The sequence below is a fragment of the Pseudoalteromonas sp. M8 genome (assembly GCF_018141365.1).
Classification (GTDB): Bacteria; Pseudomonadota; Gammaproteobacteria; order Enterobacterales; family Alteromonadaceae; genus Pseudoalteromonas.
Window position 1 is genome coordinate 727321 of record NZ_CP047239.1, and the last position, 22959, is coordinate 750279.

At 42.4% G+C, this 22959-nt stretch carries 21 protein-coding genes; 19 read left to right on the forward strand and 2 right to left on the reverse strand.

The window, feature by feature from the left end:
• The first annotated feature begins 164 nt into the window (after positions 1–164).
• From GSF13_RS02875 to GSF13_RS02945, 15 genes are all read left to right on the forward strand, one after another.
• Positions 165–1073, forward strand: coding sequence for a diguanylate cyclase (locus tag GSF13_RS02875; protein ID WP_211865075.1), 909 nt, complete (start codon positions 165–167; stop codon positions 1071–1073).
• Positions 1073–2065: a helix-turn-helix domain-containing protein gene (locus tag GSF13_RS02880; RefSeq protein WP_211865077.1), complete on the forward strand. Its 993-nt coding sequence runs from the start codon at positions 1073–1075 to the stop codon at positions 2063–2065. The genes GSF13_RS02875 and GSF13_RS02880 overlap by 1 nt, the downstream gene beginning before the upstream one ends.
• A gap of 128 nt (positions 2066–2193) precedes the next feature.
• Positions 2194–2643 (forward strand): hypothetical protein, encoded by a 450-nt coding sequence (locus GSF13_RS02885; protein ID WP_039496601.1) that lies wholly within the window; start codon positions 2194–2196, stop codon positions 2641–2643.
• An 85-nt stretch (positions 2644–2728) separates the two neighbouring features.
• The gene (locus GSF13_RS02890) at positions 2729–3559 is read left to right on the forward strand and encodes a DUF692 domain-containing protein (protein WP_211865079.1); all 831 of its coding nucleotides are present in this window, start codon (positions 2729–2731) and stop codon (positions 3557–3559) included.
• The gene (locus tag GSF13_RS02895; protein WP_211865080.1) at positions 3552–4337 is read left to right on the forward strand and encodes a DNA-binding domain-containing protein; all 786 of its coding nucleotides are present in this window, start codon (positions 3552–3554) and stop codon (positions 4335–4337) included. Before GSF13_RS02890 ends, GSF13_RS02895 begins: the two co-directional genes overlap by 8 nt.
• A 569-nt stretch (positions 4338–4906) precedes the next feature.
• On the forward strand, positions 4907–6772 hold the full coding sequence (locus GSF13_RS02900; RefSeq protein ID WP_211865081.1) for a S8 family serine peptidase: 1866 nt from the start codon (positions 4907–4909) through the stop codon (positions 6770–6772).
• 93 nt (positions 6773–6865) lie between these two features.
• Positions 6866–7708, forward strand: coding sequence for a response regulator transcription factor (locus GSF13_RS02905; protein ID WP_211865082.1), 843 nt, complete (start codon positions 6866–6868; stop codon positions 7706–7708).
• A 65-nt stretch (positions 7709–7773) separates the two neighbouring features.
• On the forward strand, positions 7774–9879 hold the full coding sequence (locus tag GSF13_RS02910; protein WP_206473144.1) for a TonB-dependent siderophore receptor: 2106 nt from the start codon (positions 7774–7776) through the stop codon (positions 9877–9879).
• A 187-nt stretch (positions 9880–10066) separates the two neighbouring features.
• Entirely contained in the window at positions 10067–11200 is a 1134-nt protein-coding gene (locus tag GSF13_RS02915) for a PepSY-associated TM helix domain-containing protein (RefSeq protein WP_211865083.1), read from the forward strand.
• Positions 11201–11263: 63 nt separating this feature from the next.
• Positions 11264–11980, forward strand: a complete 717-nt coding sequence (locus GSF13_RS02920) for an aspartate/glutamate racemase family protein (protein ID WP_174169483.1) — start codon at positions 11264–11266, stop codon at positions 11978–11980.
• Positions 11981–12089: 109 nt separating this feature from the next.
• Complete coding sequence (locus GSF13_RS02925) at positions 12090–12314, forward strand: DUF4177 domain-containing protein (protein WP_010603664.1); 225 nt, start codon at positions 12090–12092, stop codon at positions 12312–12314.
• Positions 12307–12531, forward strand: coding sequence for a membrane protein insertion efficiency factor YidD (yidD, locus tag GSF13_RS02930; protein WP_095727766.1), 225 nt, complete (start codon positions 12307–12309; stop codon positions 12529–12531). The genes GSF13_RS02925 and yidD overlap by 8 nt, the downstream gene beginning before the upstream one ends.
• An 18-nt stretch (positions 12532–12549) precedes the next feature.
• On the forward strand, positions 12550–12936 hold the full coding sequence (locus tag GSF13_RS02935) for a TM2 domain-containing protein (protein WP_174169484.1): 387 nt from the start codon (positions 12550–12552) through the stop codon (positions 12934–12936).
• Entirely contained in the window at positions 12899–13672 is a 774-nt protein-coding gene (locus GSF13_RS02940) for a M48 family metallopeptidase (RefSeq protein WP_010603667.1), read from the forward strand. The genes GSF13_RS02935 and GSF13_RS02940 overlap by 38 nt, the downstream gene beginning before the upstream one ends.
• 418 nt (positions 13673–14090) lie before the next feature.
• Positions 14091–15062 carry a transposase gene (locus GSF13_RS02945; RefSeq protein WP_174169485.1) on the forward strand — a complete coding sequence of 324 codons (972 nt, stop codon included), beginning with the start codon at positions 14091–14093 and terminating at the stop codon, positions 15060–15062.
• Between the two features lie 67 nt (positions 15063–15129).
• Here the strand turns inward: GSF13_RS02945 and GSF13_RS02950 are convergent, their stop codons facing one another.
• Positions 15130–16314 (reverse strand): serine hydrolase domain-containing protein, encoded by a 1185-nt coding sequence (locus tag GSF13_RS02950; RefSeq protein ID WP_248298710.1) that lies wholly within the window; start codon positions 16312–16314, stop codon positions 15130–15132.
• 342 nt (positions 16315–16656) lie between these two features.
• Here GSF13_RS02950 and GSF13_RS02955 point away from each other — a divergent pair, with 342 nt between their 5' ends.
• The 3 genes from GSF13_RS02955 (at position 16657) to GSF13_RS02965 (ending at position 20254) form a co-directional block, all read left to right on the forward strand.
• Positions 16657–17412, forward strand: a complete 756-nt coding sequence (locus tag GSF13_RS02955) for a hypothetical protein (RefSeq protein WP_206472443.1) — start codon at positions 16657–16659, stop codon at positions 17410–17412.
• A gap of 235 nt (positions 17413–17647) precedes the next feature.
• Positions 17648–18004: a hypothetical protein gene (locus GSF13_RS02960; RefSeq protein ID WP_206472445.1), complete on the forward strand. Its 357-nt coding sequence runs from the start codon at positions 17648–17650 to the stop codon at positions 18002–18004.
• Between the two features lie 279 nt (positions 18005–18283).
• Positions 18284–20254 carry a TonB-dependent receptor gene (locus tag GSF13_RS02965; RefSeq protein WP_206472447.1) on the forward strand — a complete coding sequence of 657 codons (1971 nt, stop codon included), beginning with the start codon at positions 18284–18286 and terminating at the stop codon, positions 20252–20254.
• 229 nt (positions 20255–20483) lie between these two features.
• On the opposite strand, the gene rsgA is transcribed toward GSF13_RS02965, so the two are convergent.
• Positions 20484–21527, reverse strand: a complete 1044-nt coding sequence (rsgA, locus tag GSF13_RS02970) for a ribosome small subunit-dependent GTPase A (protein WP_206472449.1) — start codon at positions 21525–21527, stop codon at positions 20484–20486.
• A 550-nt stretch (positions 21528–22077) separates the two neighbouring features.
• On the opposite strand from rsgA, the gene GSF13_RS02975 reads away from it, so the two are divergent.
• Positions 22078–22902, forward strand: a complete 825-nt coding sequence (locus GSF13_RS02975; RefSeq protein ID WP_010603671.1) for a hypothetical protein — start codon at positions 22078–22080, stop codon at positions 22900–22902.
• The last annotated feature ends 57 nt before the right edge of the window (positions 22903–22959 follow it).

Sequence of the window (22959 nt, forward strand, 5' to 3'; positions counted from 1 at the left end):
ATTTAACCTGAACTCTGAATAACAATCGGTTTGCTAGCTGCTGCTATGCAAAAATGTTGCGGTTTTTGTCATAAAAACATCGCCTTTACTGAGCTAAATTGACCCTATCAGCACCCAGCGCAAATTTTTACTATATCGCTCTACATTTTGACTAGACAACAAACATGAAACTTCAGCCTTTTTTACTTCATCAATCGCGGTGGTTGCTACTAGTGCTACTCACACTGGTTGCCATTACCATCACGGCCTATACCTCAGTACTGCGACCACTGTCGGACGTCAATTGGCTCGATAGCCTTGGTGAAGGTGGCCTCACGCTGATGACACTGATTTGGATTGCGGTGACCTTGCTCACTCGACCAAAAGGGCTCGTCACTAACCTACTGTTTGCAGGGTTGAGTGCCATGTATGTTTCTATGCTGTGGGATTTTTTGGATGAGATGGTGGTGTTCACGCCCCATTATTTAACCAGTTTTGAAGCGATCCCTGCTTGCTTTGGCATGGTGCTGATGAGTATTTCAGCCTATTACTGGTACAAAGAACAAAGCATATTCAATCAAACCCTAATGAAAAAAGAGCGTTTTTATCGTGACCACAGCATGACCGACTTTGTCACCGGCCTCTACAGCGTAGAGTATATGCAAAATCAAGTTCGCCACGAACAATCCCGCCTTGCCAATGGCAATAGCCCATTTTGCTTAACACTATTCGATATATGTGATTTTGCTGCTTATTCTCGCCAACATGGTATGCAAAAAAGTAATCAGTTACTACGCGATATTGCCGATATGCTCTCTTTGAGCATGCGAGAGAGTGATCTGCTATGTCGTTTTGCAGCAGATAAATTTGTGGTCGTTCACCCGCAAACCAACCATATTCAAGCCCAAGCTTTTGCTAACCGTGCGGCCGAATTTATCGCCCGCCATGCCAACTATGATGACGGTGAAAACCAGCCGCAATATAGTGCTGTGAGATGGAGCTGTATCGAAGTTGATGACAAACACTGTGAATTTGAACCTTTGATAGCAGCGCTTGTGAACGAGCTGAATCAGACCAAGGTAGCTGCGGCTTAATGTCCTATTTTGAGTGCCAAACAAAACAACTTGCGAGTCGCTATTTTGCACTCCCCTTGGTGGAGTTGGCTTCCCAGCGCGGTGTACATGCAGACGTCATTTTGAAAGGCAGTAAGTTGTTTTATACCGATCTGCACGCTAACCCAACCTTCATTAGTTATGAGCAGTTTGAAACAATAGTAAGCAACCTTGTCAGTCAGACGAGCTGTCAGGAAGTCAGTTTTATTTACGGCCAATACCTACTTAATACCCTAATCAGTCACCATGCCGAGCTGCTATTTAATTGCCACAATATACAGCAATTACTCAAAGTACTTCTGCTTAAAGGTTTGGATATACTGCCTTTTTACCACGTTAGAAAACTCCAGACAGAAACAAGCTGCCATTTACTGTTCTCACCCGCCATTGCAGAAGGTAAGCCTGCGGTCACGCGATTTTTATGTGAAACAATGGCAAGCCTTTGTTGTGGCTACCTTAAGTGGCGCAGCCCAGAAACCACATTAACATTGCAGTTTCCGTATACAAAGCCAAAACAAGTCGCGCAATACCTGAGCCATATACACCTAGATTACAGCTTTGATCACAGTGATTTTGCCGTAGTAATGAGTAACCAAGCTTTAGCTCAGCAACAAATTGGCACTTTTCCTTATTTAGTGGCTCGGCAGTTAAAAGCCTTGCCCTCACCACAGCGTGGATTTCTCGCCCAGCTGCACCGCTTACAGTTAAAATATCCTAAATATCATAGTGAGCAAATCGCCGAAATAATGGGCATGAGCGCTGCAACTTTTAAACGCAAACTCAAGCTACATCAGACTACTTTTATTAACGAAAAAGACAGACTGCATCGTCAACAAGCCATGTTTTACGTGACCGAGCAAGGCTATTCCAATGAACAAATTGCAACCGCTTTACAATTTAGCGACATCACTAATTTTCGCCGTGCATTTAAGCGATGGACGGGATTAACGCCTTCCTATTTTCGTAAGATTTAACTTTATCCCCCATTTTTTCTTCTACACTGAAATGGATCTTGCGGTTACTAGGTCTTTTATAACGTGACTGCGTTTCGATCCTAGGCCGAAGCTAAGCACGTTAATAGATAACAAAGAGGATTAAAAACATGAAAGCATTAACGGGCGCTGCAATGGCGATGATGGTAGCGGGTTTGGTCGGTTGTAATAGCACAGAGAACAATTCTACAAGCGTACAAGCTGCGACAGCTGAAACAGATTTAGTGCATTGTTATGATGTCAATGTTTGTGGTGGACATAACGATTGTAAAACAGCGAGTAATGCCTGCTCAGGACAAGCTTCTTGCAAAGGCACTGGCTTTGTTGCCATGCCGAGCAAAGCGTGTAGTGATGTCGGTGGCAATCAAAAAGACGCTTGGGTTGGCAGTGTCGCAAAGGCCGACCTTGTGCACTGCCACGATGTCAACGTTTGCGGAGGCCATAACGATTGTAAAACCGCCAGTAATGCTTGTGCGGGACACGCTTCTTGCAAAGGGACTGGATTTGTCAGCATGCCAGCAAAGGCCTGTGCTGACATTGGTGGCAAAGCAGAAAGCTAATAAGCTTTAACCTCGGCACGTGTTTATCTATCAAGCTTATTATTGCAATAGATAAACACGCACTATGCATTAAAAGAGCGCAATTATGTCAGTACCCTTTCTGGGCTTTGGTCTTGGCCTACGCACGTGTTATTTTGACGCTATTATCGACACTCAGCCACAAGTAGATTGGTTTGAGATTATCTCTGAGAATTACTTTGTCGACGGCGGCAAGCCTTGGTATTACCTCTCGCAGATTAAAGAGCACTACCCCATTGTGATGCACGGAGTATCGATGTCAATAGGCAGTACTTCGCCCCTAGATATGAATTACCTTGCGCAACTTAAACGCACCATCGCACGGGTTGAACCCGAATGGGTGTCAGATCACCTCTGCTTTAGCAGCTTAGGCGAATTTAATAGCCATGATTTATTGCCACTTCCTTACACTGAAGAAGCGCTGATACATCTCACCGCAAGAATCAATCAAGTACAAGATTACCTTGAGCGTCCAATGATCTTCGAAAATGTCTCAAGTTATTTAAACTACAAACAATCTGAGCTGGCAGAGTGGGCGTTTTTGAGCGAATTACACCAGCGTACCGGATGCCAGTTATTGCTCGACATCAACAATGTATATGTAAGCTCGCGCAATCACCAATTCGATCCAATAACTTACCTAAACGCCATACCAACACAAGCAGTCGCGCAAATCCACTTGGCCGGCCATAGCGATTTTGGGACCCATATTGTTGATACGCACGACCAACCAATTTGCGAAGAGGTATGGAGTTTATATCGACAATATACTCAAAACAGATCTCCCATTAACACCATGATTGAGCGTGATGATAACTTTCCTGAGCTCGCGGGATTGTTACAAGAGCTGAACTTGGCCAAAGGAATAGCCCCTAGCAGTTGGAGAACATATGGCTGATCTCGCCGCGCTGCAGCACGCCTTTATTGCAATGCTAAAAGGCGATAACAGCCAATTAATGGCTGAAATTGAATATCAAAGTGGCCTGAATGTCGCGCAACGTGCGCAAATATACACTAACGCTTACCACATCAGATTAAAAAAAGTGTTAGAACAAGATCACGAAATGCTTGGCTTTTATTTGGGTGATGCCCTGTTTGATGAGATGTTTTCGGGCTATCTAGAGCACTTTCCTTCACGTTCGACCTCATTGCGCCAGTTTGGCGACGCGCTTCCTGAATATTTAAGTCAATTTGAGCCATTTAAGCTCTACCCTATTCTCACTGAAATCGCACAATTTGAACGTACATTACTCAGTGCATTTGACGCAGAAGATGCGCCTCAATTGGGACTTGTGCACCTACAAAAAATTGCAGCAGCACAATTTCCAAACTTGCAGTTTACTTTTCACCCCAGCGTTCACTTATTGGGATTTACACATAATGCGGTTGACTGCTGGCAAGCGTTAAAGAACAGTACACCTGTCCCTGAAGTATCCACAAAACCAAACTACTGGATACTCGCCAGAGAGCGCGATATGCGCACTGGGTATCACTCGTTAACGGAAGCCGAATTTGCTTGTCTACAAAGCATGAAGAACGCACTGCCGTTTAGTTTTGTCTGTGAATACGCGGCCGAGCAAAGTGATGATTTAGCACAAGGCACAGCAATGGTGATGCAGTTACTGCAAAAAGGGCTTAACTTGGGATGGTTTAGTGGCTTTAAAGTTGCTATATAACCGCGATATTCAACAAATCGGCATAGAAAATGAGGAGCAAAGAGAAGCTAAAGTTGTATCAACTAGGTTTAATAATAAGCATGGTTTTCACCTTAGTTGGTTTTGTCCTTGTTAACAATTCAAAAGTCAAAAACCAAACCAAAATGTAAAGGTAAATTAACAAAAATCACATACACTATACTCATTTGGAATTTTTACAGCCTATTTATTCCCCTTTCCTTGTAGTATTACCTCTCCCTAAAATAAAAATTAACCACATGTATTTATTGGTAAAATATAAAAAGCAGGAGCAAACCTCTCGCTTATCTGGTCTGCTAATCTATGCATTAAAATACGCATTGTAAATTTTTTTTGTATTTTTTGTTTATTTTTTAATCTTTACTTCTATCCTAGTGTAACCAGTCGAAATTATGTGCAATTTTTATTTAGCTGGCGTTGCTCATTATCTCAAAACAAACGCAATCAAGCGTTGAACTTTGGTGAATAACGCGTCTACAGCAGCTAGATAAGTTCATAACCTTGAGATTGGTAAACACAATTAAACAAAACAACATGCAAGGAACAACAAAATGCGTAAATTAAGTGCTATTAGTTTTGCAGTATTAGCGGGTTTGACTTCAGTCAACGCACAAGCCGCTAAAATACTTAGCGTAGAGTCAAACAAAGCAATCGATGATCAGTATATTGTGGTATTCACAACACCTTCTGTTTTAAATGTCAAAGACAGTAAAGCGGTTGCAGCCTTCGCTAATAAGCAAGCTAAAGCGTTACAGAATAAACATAACGTAAGCATTACAAAAGAGTTTGGTGGCGTGCTAAACGGTGTGGTCATTAATGCATCGGCAAAGCAACTAAAAGGTTTGCTTAATAACCCAAATATTGACTATATCGAACAAGACCAAGTGGTTACAGTGACTCCAGCTATCACAGCAAGCGGCGACCAAGCTAATCCAACTTGGGGTCTAGATCGCGTCGATCAACGTAATCTACCGCTAAACTCAAACTACCATTATGATTTTGATGGAACTGGCGTAACGGCCTATGTTATCGATACGGGTGTTCGCATTAGTCACAATGAATTTGGTAACCGTGCATCACATGGTTATGACTTTGTTGATAATGACAATGATGCAACAGACTGTAACGGTCATGGTACCCATGTTGCAGGCACAATTGGTGGCGGTGAATATGGGGTAGCGAAAAACGTCAATATCGTTGGCGTAAGAGTATTGGGTTGTAACGGCTCGGGTTCATATTCAGGCGTTATCTCTGGTATCGATTGGGTTAAAAACAATGCATCAGGCCCATCCGTTGCTAACATGAGTTTGGGTGGTGGCGTTTCTCAAGCTGTTGATGACGCAGTAAATAACGCAGTTGCCTCGGGCGTTAGCTTTGTTGTTGCGGCGGGTAATGACAATAGCAATGCCTGTAATTACTCACCAGCACGTGCAGCCAATGCAATCACTGTGGGTTCAACCACAAGCAGCGATGCCCGCTCTAGTTTCTCAAACTATGGTAACTGTCTAGACATTTATGCACCGGGTTCAAGCATCACCTCAGCTTGGTATAACTCAGATACATCAACCAATACCATCAGCGGTACATCGATGGCCGCTCCACACGTTGCGGGTGCTGTTGCGCTATATTTGGATGAAAACCCAAGTCTAAGCCCGTCACAAATTGATAGCTTGCTGAGCCAACGCTCATCAAAAGGTAAAGTCTCTAACCCACAAAGCGGTTCACCTAACGAGCTACTTTATACACTAGCTGATGGCACTGATCCGGATCCGGACCCAGATCCAATCACAGAGCTAGTTAACGGCCAAGGCGTCAGTGCATCTGGTGCATCTGGTCAGCAAACTTTCTATAAGTTGGTTGTTCCAGCAGGCGCTAGCGCGCTGAACTTCTCACTTGCTGGTGGCACTGGTGATGCCGACCTGTATGTACAGCAAGGCACACAGCCAACGCTGAATAGTTACGCTTGTCGCCCTTACAAAAACGGTAACAATGAATCATGCGATTTCACTAATCCGACTGCTGGTGATTGGTATGTGATGCTAAATGGGTACTCTGCGTATGCAAATGCAACGCTCACTGGCACTTACTCATCAGATCCTGGTGGCTGTAGTAGCAACTGCTTAGAAAATGGCATTCCAGTAAGTGGTCTTGCCGGTTCATCTGGCCAAGAGTTACTATACACCATTGATGTTCCAGCAAATGTAACCTTGACAGTTGCGAGCTCTGGCGGCTCTGGCGATGCAGACTTGTATGTTCGTAAAGGTGCAGCACCTACGACATCAACCTATGACTGTCGTCCGTTCTTAAATGGTAATAACGAGTCTTGTAGTTTAAGTTCAGGTCAAGGTGCAACCTATTACATCAAATTGCGTGGCTACTCTAGCTTCTCTGGCGTAACGCTTGTTGCAAGCTACTAATTGGCTTTATTACAAATAAATCTCATTTCGTTTGGGGTTTATTGAAAAAACAAGTACAGTGGTGGTTCGTTTGAGCCGCCACTTTTGTTTTTAATGAGTATTGTACTAGACCTCTACAGCCAATTATTACATCAAGGATTTTATGACCATGTATCTGACGGTGAATTACACAACGAAGTACCACTCATCTCCAGTAGCATCTCGCAAGTAAAGCTCGATGGCATTATTTACCATCGCACTGCGCAAACTGCGGCGATGATGCCTGAAAACTATGGTAGTTTAATCCTTATCACTGAAGGAAATGGTTGGTGGCTGACTGAGCAGTCTTTGCAGCGTGCTGATCTAACGAAGTTAATCTATCTTGAAGCAAATCAAAAACATGTGTTTCACCTTCCGACACAATACCACGCCGTTAGCTTTAACTTTCCAATCAATTGGCTCGTATCTCGAACGGGCAAGCGGCTTTTGCATGGACAAGCACTGACAATTCCCTCTGGTCTAACAACATTACTCAAAAGCGCCTTAACCGCCGCAACGCTAAATTTAACAGCGGCAAAATGGCTTGAAGATGAAATTGTACTGCATCTAAGTGCTTGCCAGCCGACTCAATTACCAACATCGCCGCTGGCGGAGTTAAAACGGCTCATCTCCACACATGCAAGTGATGAAGCATTTTGTATCGATATGCTTTGTGAGCATTCTGGCTGGTCAAAACGTTATATTCACAAACTCTTTGCCGCATCTGATCTGAGTGCCAGTGAATATCTGATCCGCACTAGGCTCACTCACGCTTATTTTGAGTTACTCAATAGTTCCGCATCCTTAAATCAAATTGCTATTGATAGCGGATTTAAAAATCAGGCGCACTTCAGCCGTCGTTTTAAACATTTATTTTCTCTTTCTCCCAAACAAATTTCACAACGAGTGCACTCTTAGACAAAACTGAACCGTGCAAAATATATATAATAAGAATCACTCTCATTATCCATAGTAGTAGAACAATGAAAATTAACACGCTCTATGCTGCAGTGTGCCTCTCACTGCTTTCTCAAACCACAAGTGCCAATGAAAACCAAAAAGATGAGTTAGAAAGAATAGAAGTTCAGGGCAGTCAATATAAAAGTACCGGAACAAAGTCGTCTTTAGCACCAATCAACGCGCCCTTTTCTATTTCTCATATAGATCAAGATACCCTGCAACTACGCCAAGCTGACTCGGTCAATGCTGCGTTACGCTATGTTTCTGGTATCACACCAGAAAGCCGCAGCACGGTCACCATTTTTGACCAATACACTATTCGCGGTTTTGAATCTTATCGAAACTATTACGATGGCCTAGAACTACAATCCAATAACCTTTGGAATTTATATCCTCAAGTTGATGCCTTTGCCACCGACACCATTGAGGTGCTAAAAGGACCAGCGTCAGTACTTTACGGCTCAGCCCCGCCAGGTGGCATGGTGAATCAAATCGCAAAGCTTGCCAATGGCACTGAGCAAACACAGGTTCGCCTGAGAGTCGGTAGCAGAGCGCTCAAAGAAATCGGCGTTGATCATGGAGGTGTGATCACCGATGAGCTGAGCTATCGTGCCATTGCGCTATCAAGAACAAGTGATGGCCAGCAAAAAACAACTGAAGAAGAACGCACTGTATTTGCACCATCACTGCGCTGGCAACCGAGCCATGATACGGCTTTAACTGCACAGCTTTATTACCAAGACGATCCCAAAGCTATACCGTCCACTCCCTTACATAGCGTTGGTACGCTCACGCGTGCAAGTTACGGTTATCTAGATGCCGATGCATTTGCAGGCGATATCAATTGGTCTAATTTTGATAGAACAACGCTAATGGCAGGGCTAAAGTTGGAACACAATTTGTCCGACAATTGGGCTTTGTTTGCCAACTGGCGTTACACCGATGCAGAAGGCCTACAGCAAAATACCTACAACCAAAACTTAATTGCAGATAGCGATACCATACTTGCCCGTGCAGCATATAAAACCGATGAAACGCAACATGGCTATGTTTTAGACAACCAATTGTCTACTCACTTTACCGTTGGCAATTCATCACACCACTTGCTCTTGGGTTTTGAATACAAAACCTTAAGCTCAACCGTAGGGTATTGGGATACACTCGGGACAGGCACACCAAACATTAATCTAGCAGCGCCCAATTATGCAGCCTTTGATGTAGGCGCTTTGCCACTTAACTTCTATACCGAAGCGCACGATATTGAACAGAGTAACCGTGCGTTTTACGTCCAAGACGAAGTGACAATATCAGCGCTAACCCTCTTGGCAGGTCTTAGATACGACAGTTTCACAAGTGATGTTACTGCTGATAAAAACTACGCTGGCACCGAGTGGCAAACGGAATCAACTATTGATGACACCCAACTCACCGGGAGGATTGCCGCACTTTATCAGCTGGATTCTGGTTGGCGACCTTACGTAAGCTATAGTCAGTCATTTGAGCCCGTTGCAGGAGAAGATAGCGTAACTCAACAAGCCTTCAAACCAACTGAAGCAGAACAATGGGAACTTGGCGTTAAATATCAATCTCGCGATACACAGCTAACATTTGCGCTATTCGATCTCACCAAGCAGAACGAAATCATTAACAGCAAAGACTTTGTCACGAAAACTCAAGCCGGTGAAATCCAGTCCAAAGGTATTGAGCTTGAGGCTTCTCACACCTTTAACGAACAAGTTGATGTGCAGTTCAATGCCACGCATCTGGACCAGAAAGTCACTAAAAACGAATTAGATCAAGATTTGGTGGGGAAACGCTTAGTGTGGGTTGCAGATAACACCGCATCGCTTTGGTTGAACTATTATCCAAGCCTGCTAGACGCACTTAAAGTAAGTGTTGGTGCTCGGTATGTTGGCGAGAGTTATGTTGGCAAATACAACTCAGATACCGTGCCATCCTATACCTTATTCGACATCGCCTTTGATTATGAACTCAGCGAGCAAGCCAGGCTCACCTTTAGCATTAGTAACCTCAGTGACAAGCGATACGTTGGTGCATGCTATGACGAAAGTAACTGCTGGATGGGTGCTGAGCGTAAAGCCGATATCGGTCTTCACTACCGCTTTTAGTCACTCATCTAGGAGAATTTACGGAAGGACATAGACTGAAAGATTTAAACGGACACCCACCTTAACGCGCCTGCAAGCATTAAGGTGGGTGTCCTTGTTAATTCATTAAGGTGGGTGTCCTTGTTAATTCAGCCTGTTTATTCATCCCTTTATTCATTCTCATTTAGCTTTAACTCAAAGGAAAACAATGCGTAAAACACTATTTAAATGGCACAGTGCAATGGCATTAATCGCGATACTGCCGCTCGCCGTTATGTCAGTCACAGGTAGCATGTTGGTGTTTAAATTCGAGATAGATAGCCTCTTACTTCCAAAGCAAGCGACATTGACTTATCAAGACCAAGACGTCCAACGTCAGCCCATGAAGGTGCTCGTTAATTATGTCGCAGACACCCATCCAAATTATGAAATTGGTAGCTGGGAAATATTCGATGATGGCTATGAAGCTGATAGAGTCTATTTATTAAAGCATGGCACAGACACGTGGTTTAAAACGTATCTAGATCCGTACGCAGGCAAAATGCTAAGCGAGCCTGTGGGTATTCACAGCGACTTTACCGATTTTATTCTTCACCTACATTACACCTTACTACTCGATGATGTGAGTAAAACCTTTCCACACATGGGTGTCGTTATCGGTTTAGCTGTGGCTATACTTTTTACCCTGCTCGGTGTTTCCGGTTTAGTGATATATCGGCGCTTTTGGCGGCGATTCTTTAGCTTTAGGCGACAAGCTCCTCAGCTCGTCATGATGAGCGACCTGCATAAGGTAATTGGCATTTGGAGTGCGCCAGTATTGCTCGCGCTCGGTATTACTGGCGTTTACTTTAATGCAGTGGAGTATTACCACGAGGCTTTTGAACACCAAGAAGATGAGCACCATATTGTCAGCCACGCAATGTTTAATCACTCATTAGATTTTGATGCCATGATGACCCAAAGCCATCGTGCGGTTAACGGACTTAAACCAACCTACTGGCTATTTCCATTTGAGCCAGAGCAAACCAACATTACCATTTTTGGTAGCGTCGCCGATGCCAACCCGTTCATTAGTAACTATGCAGCAACGGTTAGTTTTGACGCGCAGTCTGGTATACAAACCTTTGCCTACGATATTCGAACGGCGTCTACTGTAGACAGGGTAATCGACAGTTTTAGAAAACTTCACTTTGGCCACTTTGCAGGGCTTACCAGTAAAATAATTTGGTGCATTATGGGACTCGCCCCCGTATTGCTTGGCTTTACTGGGTTATATTTATGGTGGCAAAGAAAGCGTAAGAAACCCAAGAGTAAGAAAAACCGGCAACTCGCCCTAAGCTGACGGTTCAAGTTTCAATCCAGATCCGTTATTGTCGTTATTATCAGCAAATAACGAGCAATCACTATGAAACAACTTGGGCTAATTGGTGGTATGAGTTGGGAGTCAACACAAAGCTACTACCAGCTTATCAATCAAACCGTTAAAGCAAAGCTTGGCGGACTACACAGTGCTAAGCTTTGCTTGTATAGCGTCGACTTTGCCGAAATTGCAGAGCTTCAAGCAGCTGGTGATTGGCAGAAAATGACGACCATTTTGGCAGGTGCTGCTACTTCATTGAAGCTTGCCGGCTCAGATGCCATTGTGATCTGTACCAACACCATGCATAAAATTTCAGATGAAATTAGCGCAGCGTCAGGATTGCCTGTACTGCATATTGCCGACGCAACCGCGAAGCGACTTAAAAATGACGGCATAAAACGCATTGCGCTGTTAGGTACGAGATTTACGATGCAGCAAGACTTTTATAAAGCACGATTACAAGATCTTCACGGCATTGAGGTCATAACACCTGATGGGGACCAACAAGCTTTAGTTCACCACATAATTTATGACGAATTATGTCGCGGTGAAGTCAACGCGAGCTCAAGGCAAACTTATCTAGACATCATCGATGCACTCTATCAACAAGGGGCTGAAGGGGTTATTTTAGGTTGCACAGAAATCGGTTTGCTCGTTCAACAAGTGCATACTCAAGTCCCTCTTTATGACACAACCAAACTTCATGCCGAAGCCGTTGTAGAGTGGTCACTCGGGGCTACATCTTGCTTTATTCATGAGTAATATCAAATTTTGTTGTAATTAAAAAATAACAACGAAATCGCTATTGTCGCGATTACTTGGCTACTATAGAATTAAATCTCACTTATTCTAATTAAATCAGGGATGTATTATGACCCAATACGACGAATATAAAGTTATCCATGTAGTTGAAGGTGGCTGCGGCACACTGTTACTTGGCTCAAGTGGATTACCGTTAAAAAAACTTGAAGCAACTTTAAACATGGAAGCGCAAGATGGCTGGCAGCTTGTTTTCCAAGTTATCGAAAACAAACGTTTTCTGCTATTTTGGAGCCGTGAAGCCGTGATCTTAACACTTGGTCGTAAACGTGCTTAAACGCTTTGCTCTGTCTGCCATTCGCCGCTATCAAGCGAATGGTGGAGCAAAAACCCACTTCAATATAAGTTGTAACTTTACGCCGTCATGCTCTGAATATACCTATCAAGCAATCGAAAAATACGGCTTCTTTAAAGGCGTGCGTATCGGCTTTTGTCGTATCAAGCGCTGTAATGACCCAGATTGTATTGAAGTAAAGTCAGACCCCCTACCGTGACCAATCCTAGGAGTTTGCATGGACGAAATAGCATTAAGAGAACAAGAAGAATCGTTAAGAAACCAAGTTGCTCAGCTAAGTCCTGAAGCGCGCAAGCAGTACTACCAACTTGAAGAACAGCTAGTAAAAGATCCTGATACTTACGCCGTACTCAATTACTTTTTTGCCGCAGGTTTACATCACTTTTATCTGGGTAAAACAGCACGAGGTGTAATTAACCTCACCTTAATGCTATTGGGGCTTGTATTTATTCTCTTTTATGGCTGGGTTCTGCTAATTTTAGTGTGTTTAATTGAGCTACCTCAGTTATTTAACAGCCAAAAAATAGTGAGAAAATACAACATCGATGTAATGCGAGAAGTACTAGATGAGCTCAAAGATACACAACAGAGTCAAACAATCTAAAGAAACGCAGTGGCTTTGGATTATAGCGGCCACAGTAGTGGTCGTTTTATTTAGTGGTTATCAGTTTTATACCAAAGGCGTGCCGTACTTCGCTGAAGAGATCTCGGCCTCATTGCCCAAACAAATCTACCAAATCATCGACGAAGGAAGCCTAAACGAGCTAGATAACTCGGAATTCTCGGAGTCAAAGCTAAGTGAAATCAAACAGCAAGAGACTCGCGCTTTATTTGTCTCACTGCTTGGCACCAATGCATCGAGTGAACGTGAATTTAAACTTGAATTTAGGCAGTGGAAAGATAAAGCCAACGCCATGGCATTGGCCGATGGTAGCATTGTGATCACCGATAACATGGTCGAACTGGCATCTACTCAGCAAGAGCTTAGCGCAGTATTACTCCACGAGATTGGTCATGTCGAGCATAATCACGTCATGGAATCTCTTGTGAGCTCGTCCATCGTATTTGTCAGTTTGAGTGTCGTATTGGGTGACATCTCTGCGCTCTCAGATCTTATGATGCAGGGCGCAATGTTAGGTATCAACCAAAATTACTCTCAGCAAGCTGAACTCGAGGCTGATTTGTACGCGCATAACAAGCTAATGGCGCTGTATGGTAATAGTGACGCAATGATCTCTATATTCGAAAAACTCGCCAAGGAAAGCGATGAACAGCATAGTTGGTTAAGCACACACCCAAGTTTTGAGCAACGCATCGAGCAGCTCAAACAAAACCCGTGATCCTTAAAGGTTAAAATGGGTGTCTTATTAAATTCTGCTCAGTAGAAACTTTAAAAACAGCTTTTAAAAAGAAGCTTTTAAAAAGACACCCACCTATTTAACCTGAGGTTTGGATAAGGAATGTTCCAACTCATTGTTGCTAAAGCACAACTTAGTTTTTTCCTTGTCTAGCCAGAGAGTTTTAGGGAAAACACCGCTTCCGCGTCCTGCTCTCGCTAAGGTACCTACATCCTGTAGGCAAGGCGAATTTACGCGCCAATAGCTGGCTATTGGAAGTGAATTCAACGCAGTTAGCACTAAAACTGGCTGCTAGAAAGGCATTAATTATCCACAGCTCAGGTTATTTAGTATTTCATTTGTTAAATTGGCTAAGGCAATCTACTCTTAAGATACATTCAAAGGATTGAAGGTATCTAATATGGCCACTGCACGCTGCCGACAAATTTGTCTATCAGAAACCAAATATTATCACTGTATTTCTCGCTGTGTTAGGCAAGCCTACCTTTGCGGTCAGGATATAGCCACTGGGCGTTCTTACGAGCATCGCAGAGATTGGGTCGAAGAAAAGCTACTCGCCCTTAAAAAAACGTTTTGCATTGATGTCTGTGCATATGCGGTTATGAATAACCACACTCATATAGTTCTGCACGTTGATATTCAAAAAGCCAAACGTCTAACTGACAAAGCTATTATCATTCGCTGGCACAAGCAGTTTAAAGGCAATTGGCTCACACATAAGTTTATTCGTAATGAGCCATTATCAGATGCGGAAAGATCAATACTTGATAACACTATCAATATATATCGATCACGCATAACCTGTATAAGCTGGTTTATGAGAACTCTTAATGAGTATATTGCACGACGAGCAAATCGAGAAGACCAATGCACAGGTCGGTTTTGGGAAGGGCGCTTCAAATCACAAGCACTACTTGATGAAGCTGCACTTGCTGCGTGCATGGCTTATGTTGATCTAAATCCCATTCGCGCTAACCTAGCTAAGCTACCTGAAGAATCTAAATACACGAGTGTAAAAAAGCGTATTGAATTAGCCAAACAAGGTAAGCAACCTCGCTCACTATTCCGATTTGCTGGCAATCCGAGAAAGCATATGCCTAAAGGTATACCGCTTGAGCTGTCATCATATCTCGAACTGGTCGAACTCACAGGGCGTTGCATAAGAAGTGACAAAATAGGTTGCATTATAAACAAACAACCGATTTTAGACAGGTTAAATCTAACCTCTAAGAACTGGATAACCCTGACAACACAATTTAGTACTGTGATCCATGGAGCTGCAGGTAGCTCAGCAGCAAAGCAAAAATATTGTGATTCACTCTCAATTCAACGGCGTTCGAATATCTCCAATTGTTTAGCACTTTTTGGTTAATCATCAAATTAATTAATAATTGAGAGCCTAGACCAATTGCACCTTAGCGAGAAGCAATATAGCTTGCTTATTCATGCATCCATAATGCAGGCCAATCATAAACTTCAGAAATGGCTCTAGAGATTTCATGGATTAATTGAAAGCCATTGTCTGAGTTTGTCATAACGACAAAACCTCGGCCAACACTAGCAAAAGACACAGCATAGCAAGTATACCCGGCATTCCCACCACTATGTCTAAATCTATAAGCGTTACCTTCTCCATCGAGTCCTATTCCTGTACCACCAGCACCGGGAACTCTAGTAAGCATGACTTTCGCAAGATGTGGAGATAATAAGCTTTCTTCATCACCACGATAGGACTTACCTAGAGCAATCATAAATAATGCTAAATCAGAAGGAGTACTCCATAACCCCGCAGCTGCCTTTTCAGGATATAGACGATAACCTCCAGCGATCATATTTGCTTGTAAATCATGACCTTTAGCAACTCTATATTGAGGCAGATTCAGCGACGCTAACTCAAAAGAGCTGTTATTCATGTTTAGGGGCTTTAATACCTGCTTTTCCATTAACTCAGAGAATGACAGCCCACTACTATCTTCCATCAACAGTTGCAAAACTGTCATGCCACCACCTGAATAAAATTCAGACTTCCCAGGTGTTTGAAACACTCTAACTGATGGGGAATTACTCAACTCACTCCCTTGTAAAACCTGTACGAGCGAAGGAGTTTTTTGGTTTCTGCCATAACCAGCGAACCCTTGTACATTGAGCCCTGAGGTGTGACTCATAATTCGACTGGGTGTCACTTTATTTTCTTTAGTAAATTTATTATTGGGGACCTGCCAGCGTGTAAGCTTACTGTTTACATCTTCATGTAGTCCAAAACGACCTAGCTCTATCATCTTAAAAGCACCAAAGCTCGTTACAGCTTTAGAAATGGAAGCAGCCTGAAACAGCGTATCCGGCGTTACATTCACTTTTGAGTACTCATCTGTAACGCCGTAACCTTTCGACCAAAGAATATGATTATTATCAAAAACAGTAATGCTAACAGCAGGGACGCGGTATGTGCTCATTCTGGATTGAAGTGTACTCGCTGTTTCACTACTCACCCCGTTATCATTAATTTCGCGAATACTCTGCTCGAATACTCGTTGTTTATTTACATAATCTGGTGCTACAGCTTTCAACTTTTGTTCTGCACAGCTCGCCACAGTAACCAGAGCTGCCAGCAGTGTGATTTTCATGACTCTCATATATCGGCCTATTCAAACACTAAAATATTATTGTCGTATTGAGGCCGTAAAAAGTTTGCTTTGACGACAATTAAGTTTCAAACATCAAACTAACTGTAGCGCCTGTATTGTTGGCATATGCAGACACCCACTTTATCGTCACAGTTTAATAATGGGTGTCTTTTTAACGTTTTCTCTCCGAGGAAAGCGACGAGCAACATAGTTGGATAAACACATACCCCTGCGATTAACAGTGATTATTTCCTTTTACTGTACAACCCTATTACATTTTTTAACTTGTCATCCCTGTTTCTAAATCGGAGAATCTGCTTTTAAATGAAGCACGGGTAAAAAATGAAATCAACCAAATCTTCTCTGTTACTTATAACCGCAGCCAGTGTCAGCACATTTCTTACGGCTTGTACATCTGAGACAGAATCTGATCTGTTGAAAACAAACGCAATTAGTGCTGATATATCAATAACTTCAAATGGGGAGAGAGCCCGAATTGTGGCCGAGCTAAACGTCGGGGACTCGTTCGGCTCTAATGTAAACTTAAGCGAAGGTGATACGCTAAGAGCGATCGTAAATGGCCAGACGATCCAATTGGCTAAAGATACTGACATTCTTGATATTGATTACGAGGGCAGATCCTCAGTTGTAACTGGTAACAGCCTATATACTATCCAGTTAAATCGCAAGAAAGAAGCAAATGCTTCAGCGTCTGTTGAGCTTCCTTTAGGCTTTCTGGTGCTTACCCCCGAAGCAGAGAAAACTTTTCGATATGATGAAAATATTGAAATTCATATTGATGGAATAGACTCAGCTAGTGAAACATCTCTTATCGTTAACTATGCATGTTCAAATAATACGGGGGGGTTAGTGACAGGCTCTTTCTCAACACAGTTTGGAAGCTCGACAAGCAATACATTCAATGCAAAAAGCGCTGGCTTCATAGATCTAGAACAGATTTCAACTTCAAAACCATGTGAATTTGACATGGAAATTCAGAGAGTTAGAACAGGTCATTTTAACGGTGAACTTAAAGAAAATAGCTTGATTAGAGGTATCCAATCAAGAGTTATTAAAGATCTGAAATTTACTTTCTAGTTTACATAATTTTTAAGTCGCTATACGTATTTCAAAAAAGGTGGAATAAGTCCACCTTGACCCAAAACCTGAGTTCATATTGGATAATAAACAGCCTTTCTTAACTTTTTAGTATCGCTACGCCACAGGCTTTTATAATCAGCGCTCATTTATCGTCTCCGATACACTTCACTTATATAAAATTATTCCCTACAATGTGCAGCAGTTTCGAGTTGAGATTATTATGTGTAAGGGAATGTCAAAACTACTTATTATGATGACAATCTTGGTTGCCTTTGTTGGGCAAGCATTAGCATCACCCTTTTTTGTATCTGATGATGACATTATTATCACGCAATCAATCACACTTGAATCTCAAAACGAATACCAGCAAGGTGCAGATGATTGTTGTGACACAGATTGCTGTGAGAACGATTGCATTTGCCCAGAAAACGCCTGTGCAACCTTTGCATACATTCCTATAAACCCTATTGCCTCAGAACTCATTCGTTTTGGTGGTCCTGTACGATCGACTCAGACTCCAGATATTCATAGTATTGTGACCTCATTCTATCGGCCTCCTATTTTACCGCTTAGGCTACAGCCAAACTAAATTCTTACTAAAAATTTAATTTATATGCTGCGAAAGTTATACCAATTGACTTAATTAAGCGGTTTATTTTGAGGCGAAAAAATCTTGTCGATAACACAGCTACCGCGCCCTGCTATCGCCAAGGTATCTACACCCATGTGGGCAAGACGAAAATATTATTATTTAGTCGTTCTAAATAATAAGCCTTTAACGTAGCTCGCGTCAGGTTTTTTCCTCAATTTGAGCTGGTATTAAACTAATAAAAAACTTCACAGTGTTTTGCATTACCTGAGGTAAAACATGCTTAATCAATATTCAAAGGTGGCGCTGGCTATCTTACTTGGCCCGTCTGTATCTTATGCAGGAGAACACCAACATCATGACGAACATAACCAGAATAAAATAGAGAGAATTCAAGTAACCGCGTCACGACTTGGTCGGATCGTGAACGAATCGGCAACTAGAACTGAAATTATCAATAATGAAGAAATCCAAGAAAAAGCCTTAATGCGGCCCGGAAATATTTCTATGCTAGTTGCTGAAACTGGCGGTGTACGAGTACAAAATACCTCTCCGGCTTTAGGCAGTGCCAACATAAGATTGCAAAGCCTGTATGGTCGCTATACCCAGCTACTTAGTGATGGTTTGCCATTATATGGTGGACAAACTGCGTCAATTGGGTTGCTTCAAATCCCTCCAACCGACTTAGCCAATGTTGAAATTATCAAAGGATCAGCTTCTTCTTTGTATGGTGGGTCAGCCTTAGGCGGGGTGATTAATCTTATCTCTCGTACACCAGGGGATGAATTTGAAGGTGAAGTGCTACTCAATGCAACATCAAAAAGTGGTCAAGATATTACCTCCTATTTTGCAACCCCACTGACCCCAAGTACTCGTGCGTCAATTACTCTGGGACTTCATCATCAAGCTCAGCAAGATTTAGATGAGGATGGCTGGCTTGATATAGCAGGCTATGAGCGCGCGACCGTTCGCCCACGTTTTTATTGGGAAGATGAAGACGGTGCCAACCTTTATTGGACGTTTGGTGCGATGAAAGAAAATCGTGAAGGTGGTACGCAACAAACGGATACATTACCTACTGGCGAATCATTTCCTCAACACCAAGACTCATTAAGGTTAGATAGCGGTTTTATTTTCGACCAACCACTTAGTGAAGAAATAAACCTCAGTGTTCGTGGTTCAGCTATGCATCAGGAGCATGACCATGTTTATGGGCTGACTCAAGAAACAGATAACCATGAAAGTTACTTATTTGAATCTAGTGTATCGGGTTATCGTGAAGCTATTGCTTGGCTTGTTGGAATAGCTTATCAGTCTGACCGCTTTGAGTCTGATGACTTTTCAGAGTTTAACTATAACTATCAAGTACCTGGGTTATTTTCACAGATAGACTATGACACAGAAAAAGACGTTTCAATATCATTGAGCGCCAGAACCGATTGGCACAGTGAATACGGCACTCAGTTTAGTCCACGCGCATCCATTTTGTACAATCCAAACAGCTGGACAATTCGCGGATCCTACGGTCAAGGCTTCTTTGCGCCGACACCTTTTATTGAAGATATTGAAGACAGTGGCCTGTCTCGCCTTGAGCCTTTAAGTAACTTAAAGGAGGAACTGGCGACTACAGCGTCTATTGATCTCAGCTATATATTTGATGACATTGAAACAAGTGTCACCCTGTTTGCCTCGGATGTCGACAATGTCACTGAGCTTGAGATCATCGAAGCCCAAAGCCCGAATACAAATAACCACGTTCGATTAGTGAATAACCCAGGCCAGACCGAAATTCGTGGCGCAGAATTGCTTTTGCGATACCGCTGGCATGACATCAAAATAACTGGAAGCTATTTATATACTGACGCAACAAAACTTAGCGGATTAGGCACTGGCCGAACTCCCTTAACCCTAACACCAACACATTCTGCTGGTGCAGTAATTATGTGGGAAAAGCATGGCAGTCACCTACTAGGTTTTGAAGCTTATTATACTGGTACACAGCATCTCGAAAATAACCCTTACCGTGATAGAAGCGACGCTTACTGGCACTTAGGCTTACTTGGTCAAATCACTCTTGGTAGCGTAAGTTACTTCTTAAATGCAGAGAACTTGCTCAATGTTCGGCAAACTAAAGAAGAGCCAATATTGCTAACCCAACAGGCTCCAAGTGGACGATGGACAACTGATATTTGGTCTCGTAACGACGGATTTACGGTCAATGCAGGGATCCGCATTAAATTTGGTCATTAATTATTTCTGAGCTTTGCTGAAACGATACAATTTCATGTTGGCATATGCAGACACCCACTCTAGCGTCACAGTTTAAAAATGGGTGTCTTTTTAACTTATCACCTAAAAAGATAAGTGGGTGTCTCTTTAGCCGTACTTGCCCTTTAGCCGTACTTTAGCGTAGAAAAGCAAAAACCAAAGTGGAGCGAGTCCACTTTGGTTTAAGATAAACAGAACTAGCAATTACTGCTCAGTAGCCCTTTTTTAGTCTTCTAGTATCGCTTTGTACAAAACGATATTTCTTTGCAAGTGCTCTTTCCTTGTCTCTCTTATCTTTTAGGCTGGCGTTGTTTCTTTGATGTTCACTTCTTAGTTTTATGAAGTTGTTGAAGCGCCTAACTTCAAGTTCGCCACTCTCTATCGCTTGCTGAACAGCACATCCGGGCTCATTTTGATGTGAGCAATCACTGAAGCGGCAAGCGCTTTCTAACACTTCAATTTCTGCAAATGTTTTACTGATCCCTTGTTGGCAATCGGCTAGTTGGATCTCCCTCATTCCTGGTGTGTCGAGCAACACTGAGCCATTGTCCATAAAATGTAACGAGCGAGAGGTTGTCGTGTGCCGCCCTTTTGCATCATCTTCACGGATTGAACCGGTGAGCTGCTCTTTACACTCTAACAGCGTGTTCACCAAGCTGGACTTACCCACACCAGAAGAACCTACAAATGACAACGTTTTTCCCACGCTACACCAAGCTTTTAGGCACTCAACGGAGCTCGGCTCCAACGCATTAATCGCTTCGACTGTCAAAAATGGATCCAACTCCTGAACGAGTTGTACTTGCTGTTGCCAACAATCGACCAAATCCTTCTTGGTCAAAACAACAATTGGCTCCACTTGAGCTTCGTTAGCCAGTGCTAAGTAACGTTCGATCCGGTTTAGATTAAAATCCTGATTTAGCGAGCAAACAATAAACAGGCTATCGATATTTGCGGCTATCAATTGCTCCGCGACTTTACTGCCCGCAGCTTTCCTTGAAATAACCGATTTGCGGGATAATAGCCTAATAAATTGATAATTCTCATCCAACAAAACCCAATCACCAACCGTCATACTAGGCAGTGATACATGAGTAGCTAAAGAAATTTGTCGTGATTGCAACTGGATTAAATAATTACTTCTGTGGTGCGCTATCACGCGGCCAAGATTTGATGATTCTAGTTCTGTTAGTGTCAGTTGCTGTTGAAAAAATGCTTGCCAACCAAGCAGTGTTGGCGAATAAGATGTATTCATTATAAAATCTCAAAAATGCAGAAAGACTGCAAAAATCAAGCAGGGTTAATGAATATCATTGACCCCGGATAAGCCCATTAGGCATCACACCGGGTAAAAGGAGTAAAAAATTTAGAAAAGACGAAAGTTAAAGTCTACTAATCACACCTAGCTACAACTTTTACCGGGTGGCTCAATAAAACAATCATCAAATTCTCCTTAAACTTTTTTTGAATATCACCGTAGAGTAGCACTGAAGATAAGCTAGGTAAACTACGTATTTTGCGATATCCGGACTAAGCCATTTGCAGTATGAAAAATGTTTTCAAACTAATAACACCTTCCAATTTAGCCACATCGTAAAAGAAAACATCGTTTATTTAATCTTTTTTTAACACAACTCACCTAACATAGGTAAGACCCAGCCTTTGGAACTAAGTTTATAAATCAAACCAATCCAAAAGCAGTAAGCATAACAATTCTAAAGCTAGGTAAAAAGCCTGTATTTGATGTGGGTTGTGGGTGCTAAGGTCTATAAAAACATACTTTCTAATATAAAAGGATTATTTCTATGAAATTTCATTCAATCGCCGCAGTAGTAAGCTTAGCGTTATGTAGTGCAACATTTACTGTTGGTGCTACTGAACAAGAAGAAAAAACCGCGACAATCGGTGAGCAGATTTTAGATAAAGTAAAAAGTAAATTACTATCGGGGTTTGGTTCACTTTTAGCTGATGCTGTATTTGGTTCTGGTGGACCACAATACGTTATGCTGAGCGAAGAGAGCCTGCAGGCAATACAAGAGCGCGTTAGAGAAGAAATTGTACGTGATGCGGAGTTCGACTTTCTTTCTGAGTTTAGAAGCGTTGAAGCAAGCTTAAAACACTATGGCGATACCGTAAAATACAATGGAGAAGACCCTGTATTACTTGGTGGATTATTACTAAAAGCTAACGATCTGATAAATCACCGAGCTTTAAATAGTAGCTACAATGATGACTTTTTCTACCTTGCAGACACCTATGCCTTAGCAGCATCGGTTGTAGTGGCAGTGTATACTGAGCGTTATTTGGCTGGCATGGTGCCAAAAACAACCGTCGTTACCGCAGCTAAAAATCTAGCGGATCAGTTAAGCATAATGCTGGCACAGAAAAAGCAGGCGGACTTGCCACTTAGAAGCGGCTGTGAAGCACCTGACCCTTATTCTCAAATCGTTGAATATAAATGCTGGCTTAAAGACCCGTATGGTAACTATTTAGCATCGTACGTGGTAGAGCCACAATATCCAGATGATGTTGAATACTGGAATCGCAAAAAATCCCAAGCTGAAACAGAATACAGGCAAACCAAATTTAACAAAATTCAGGCTGTTATTGATCAACTAAGAAGCCTATAAAAAGCCGATGGAGTAAGATGGTTTAGTTACCTCTAAACCATCTTACTTTTGTTATCA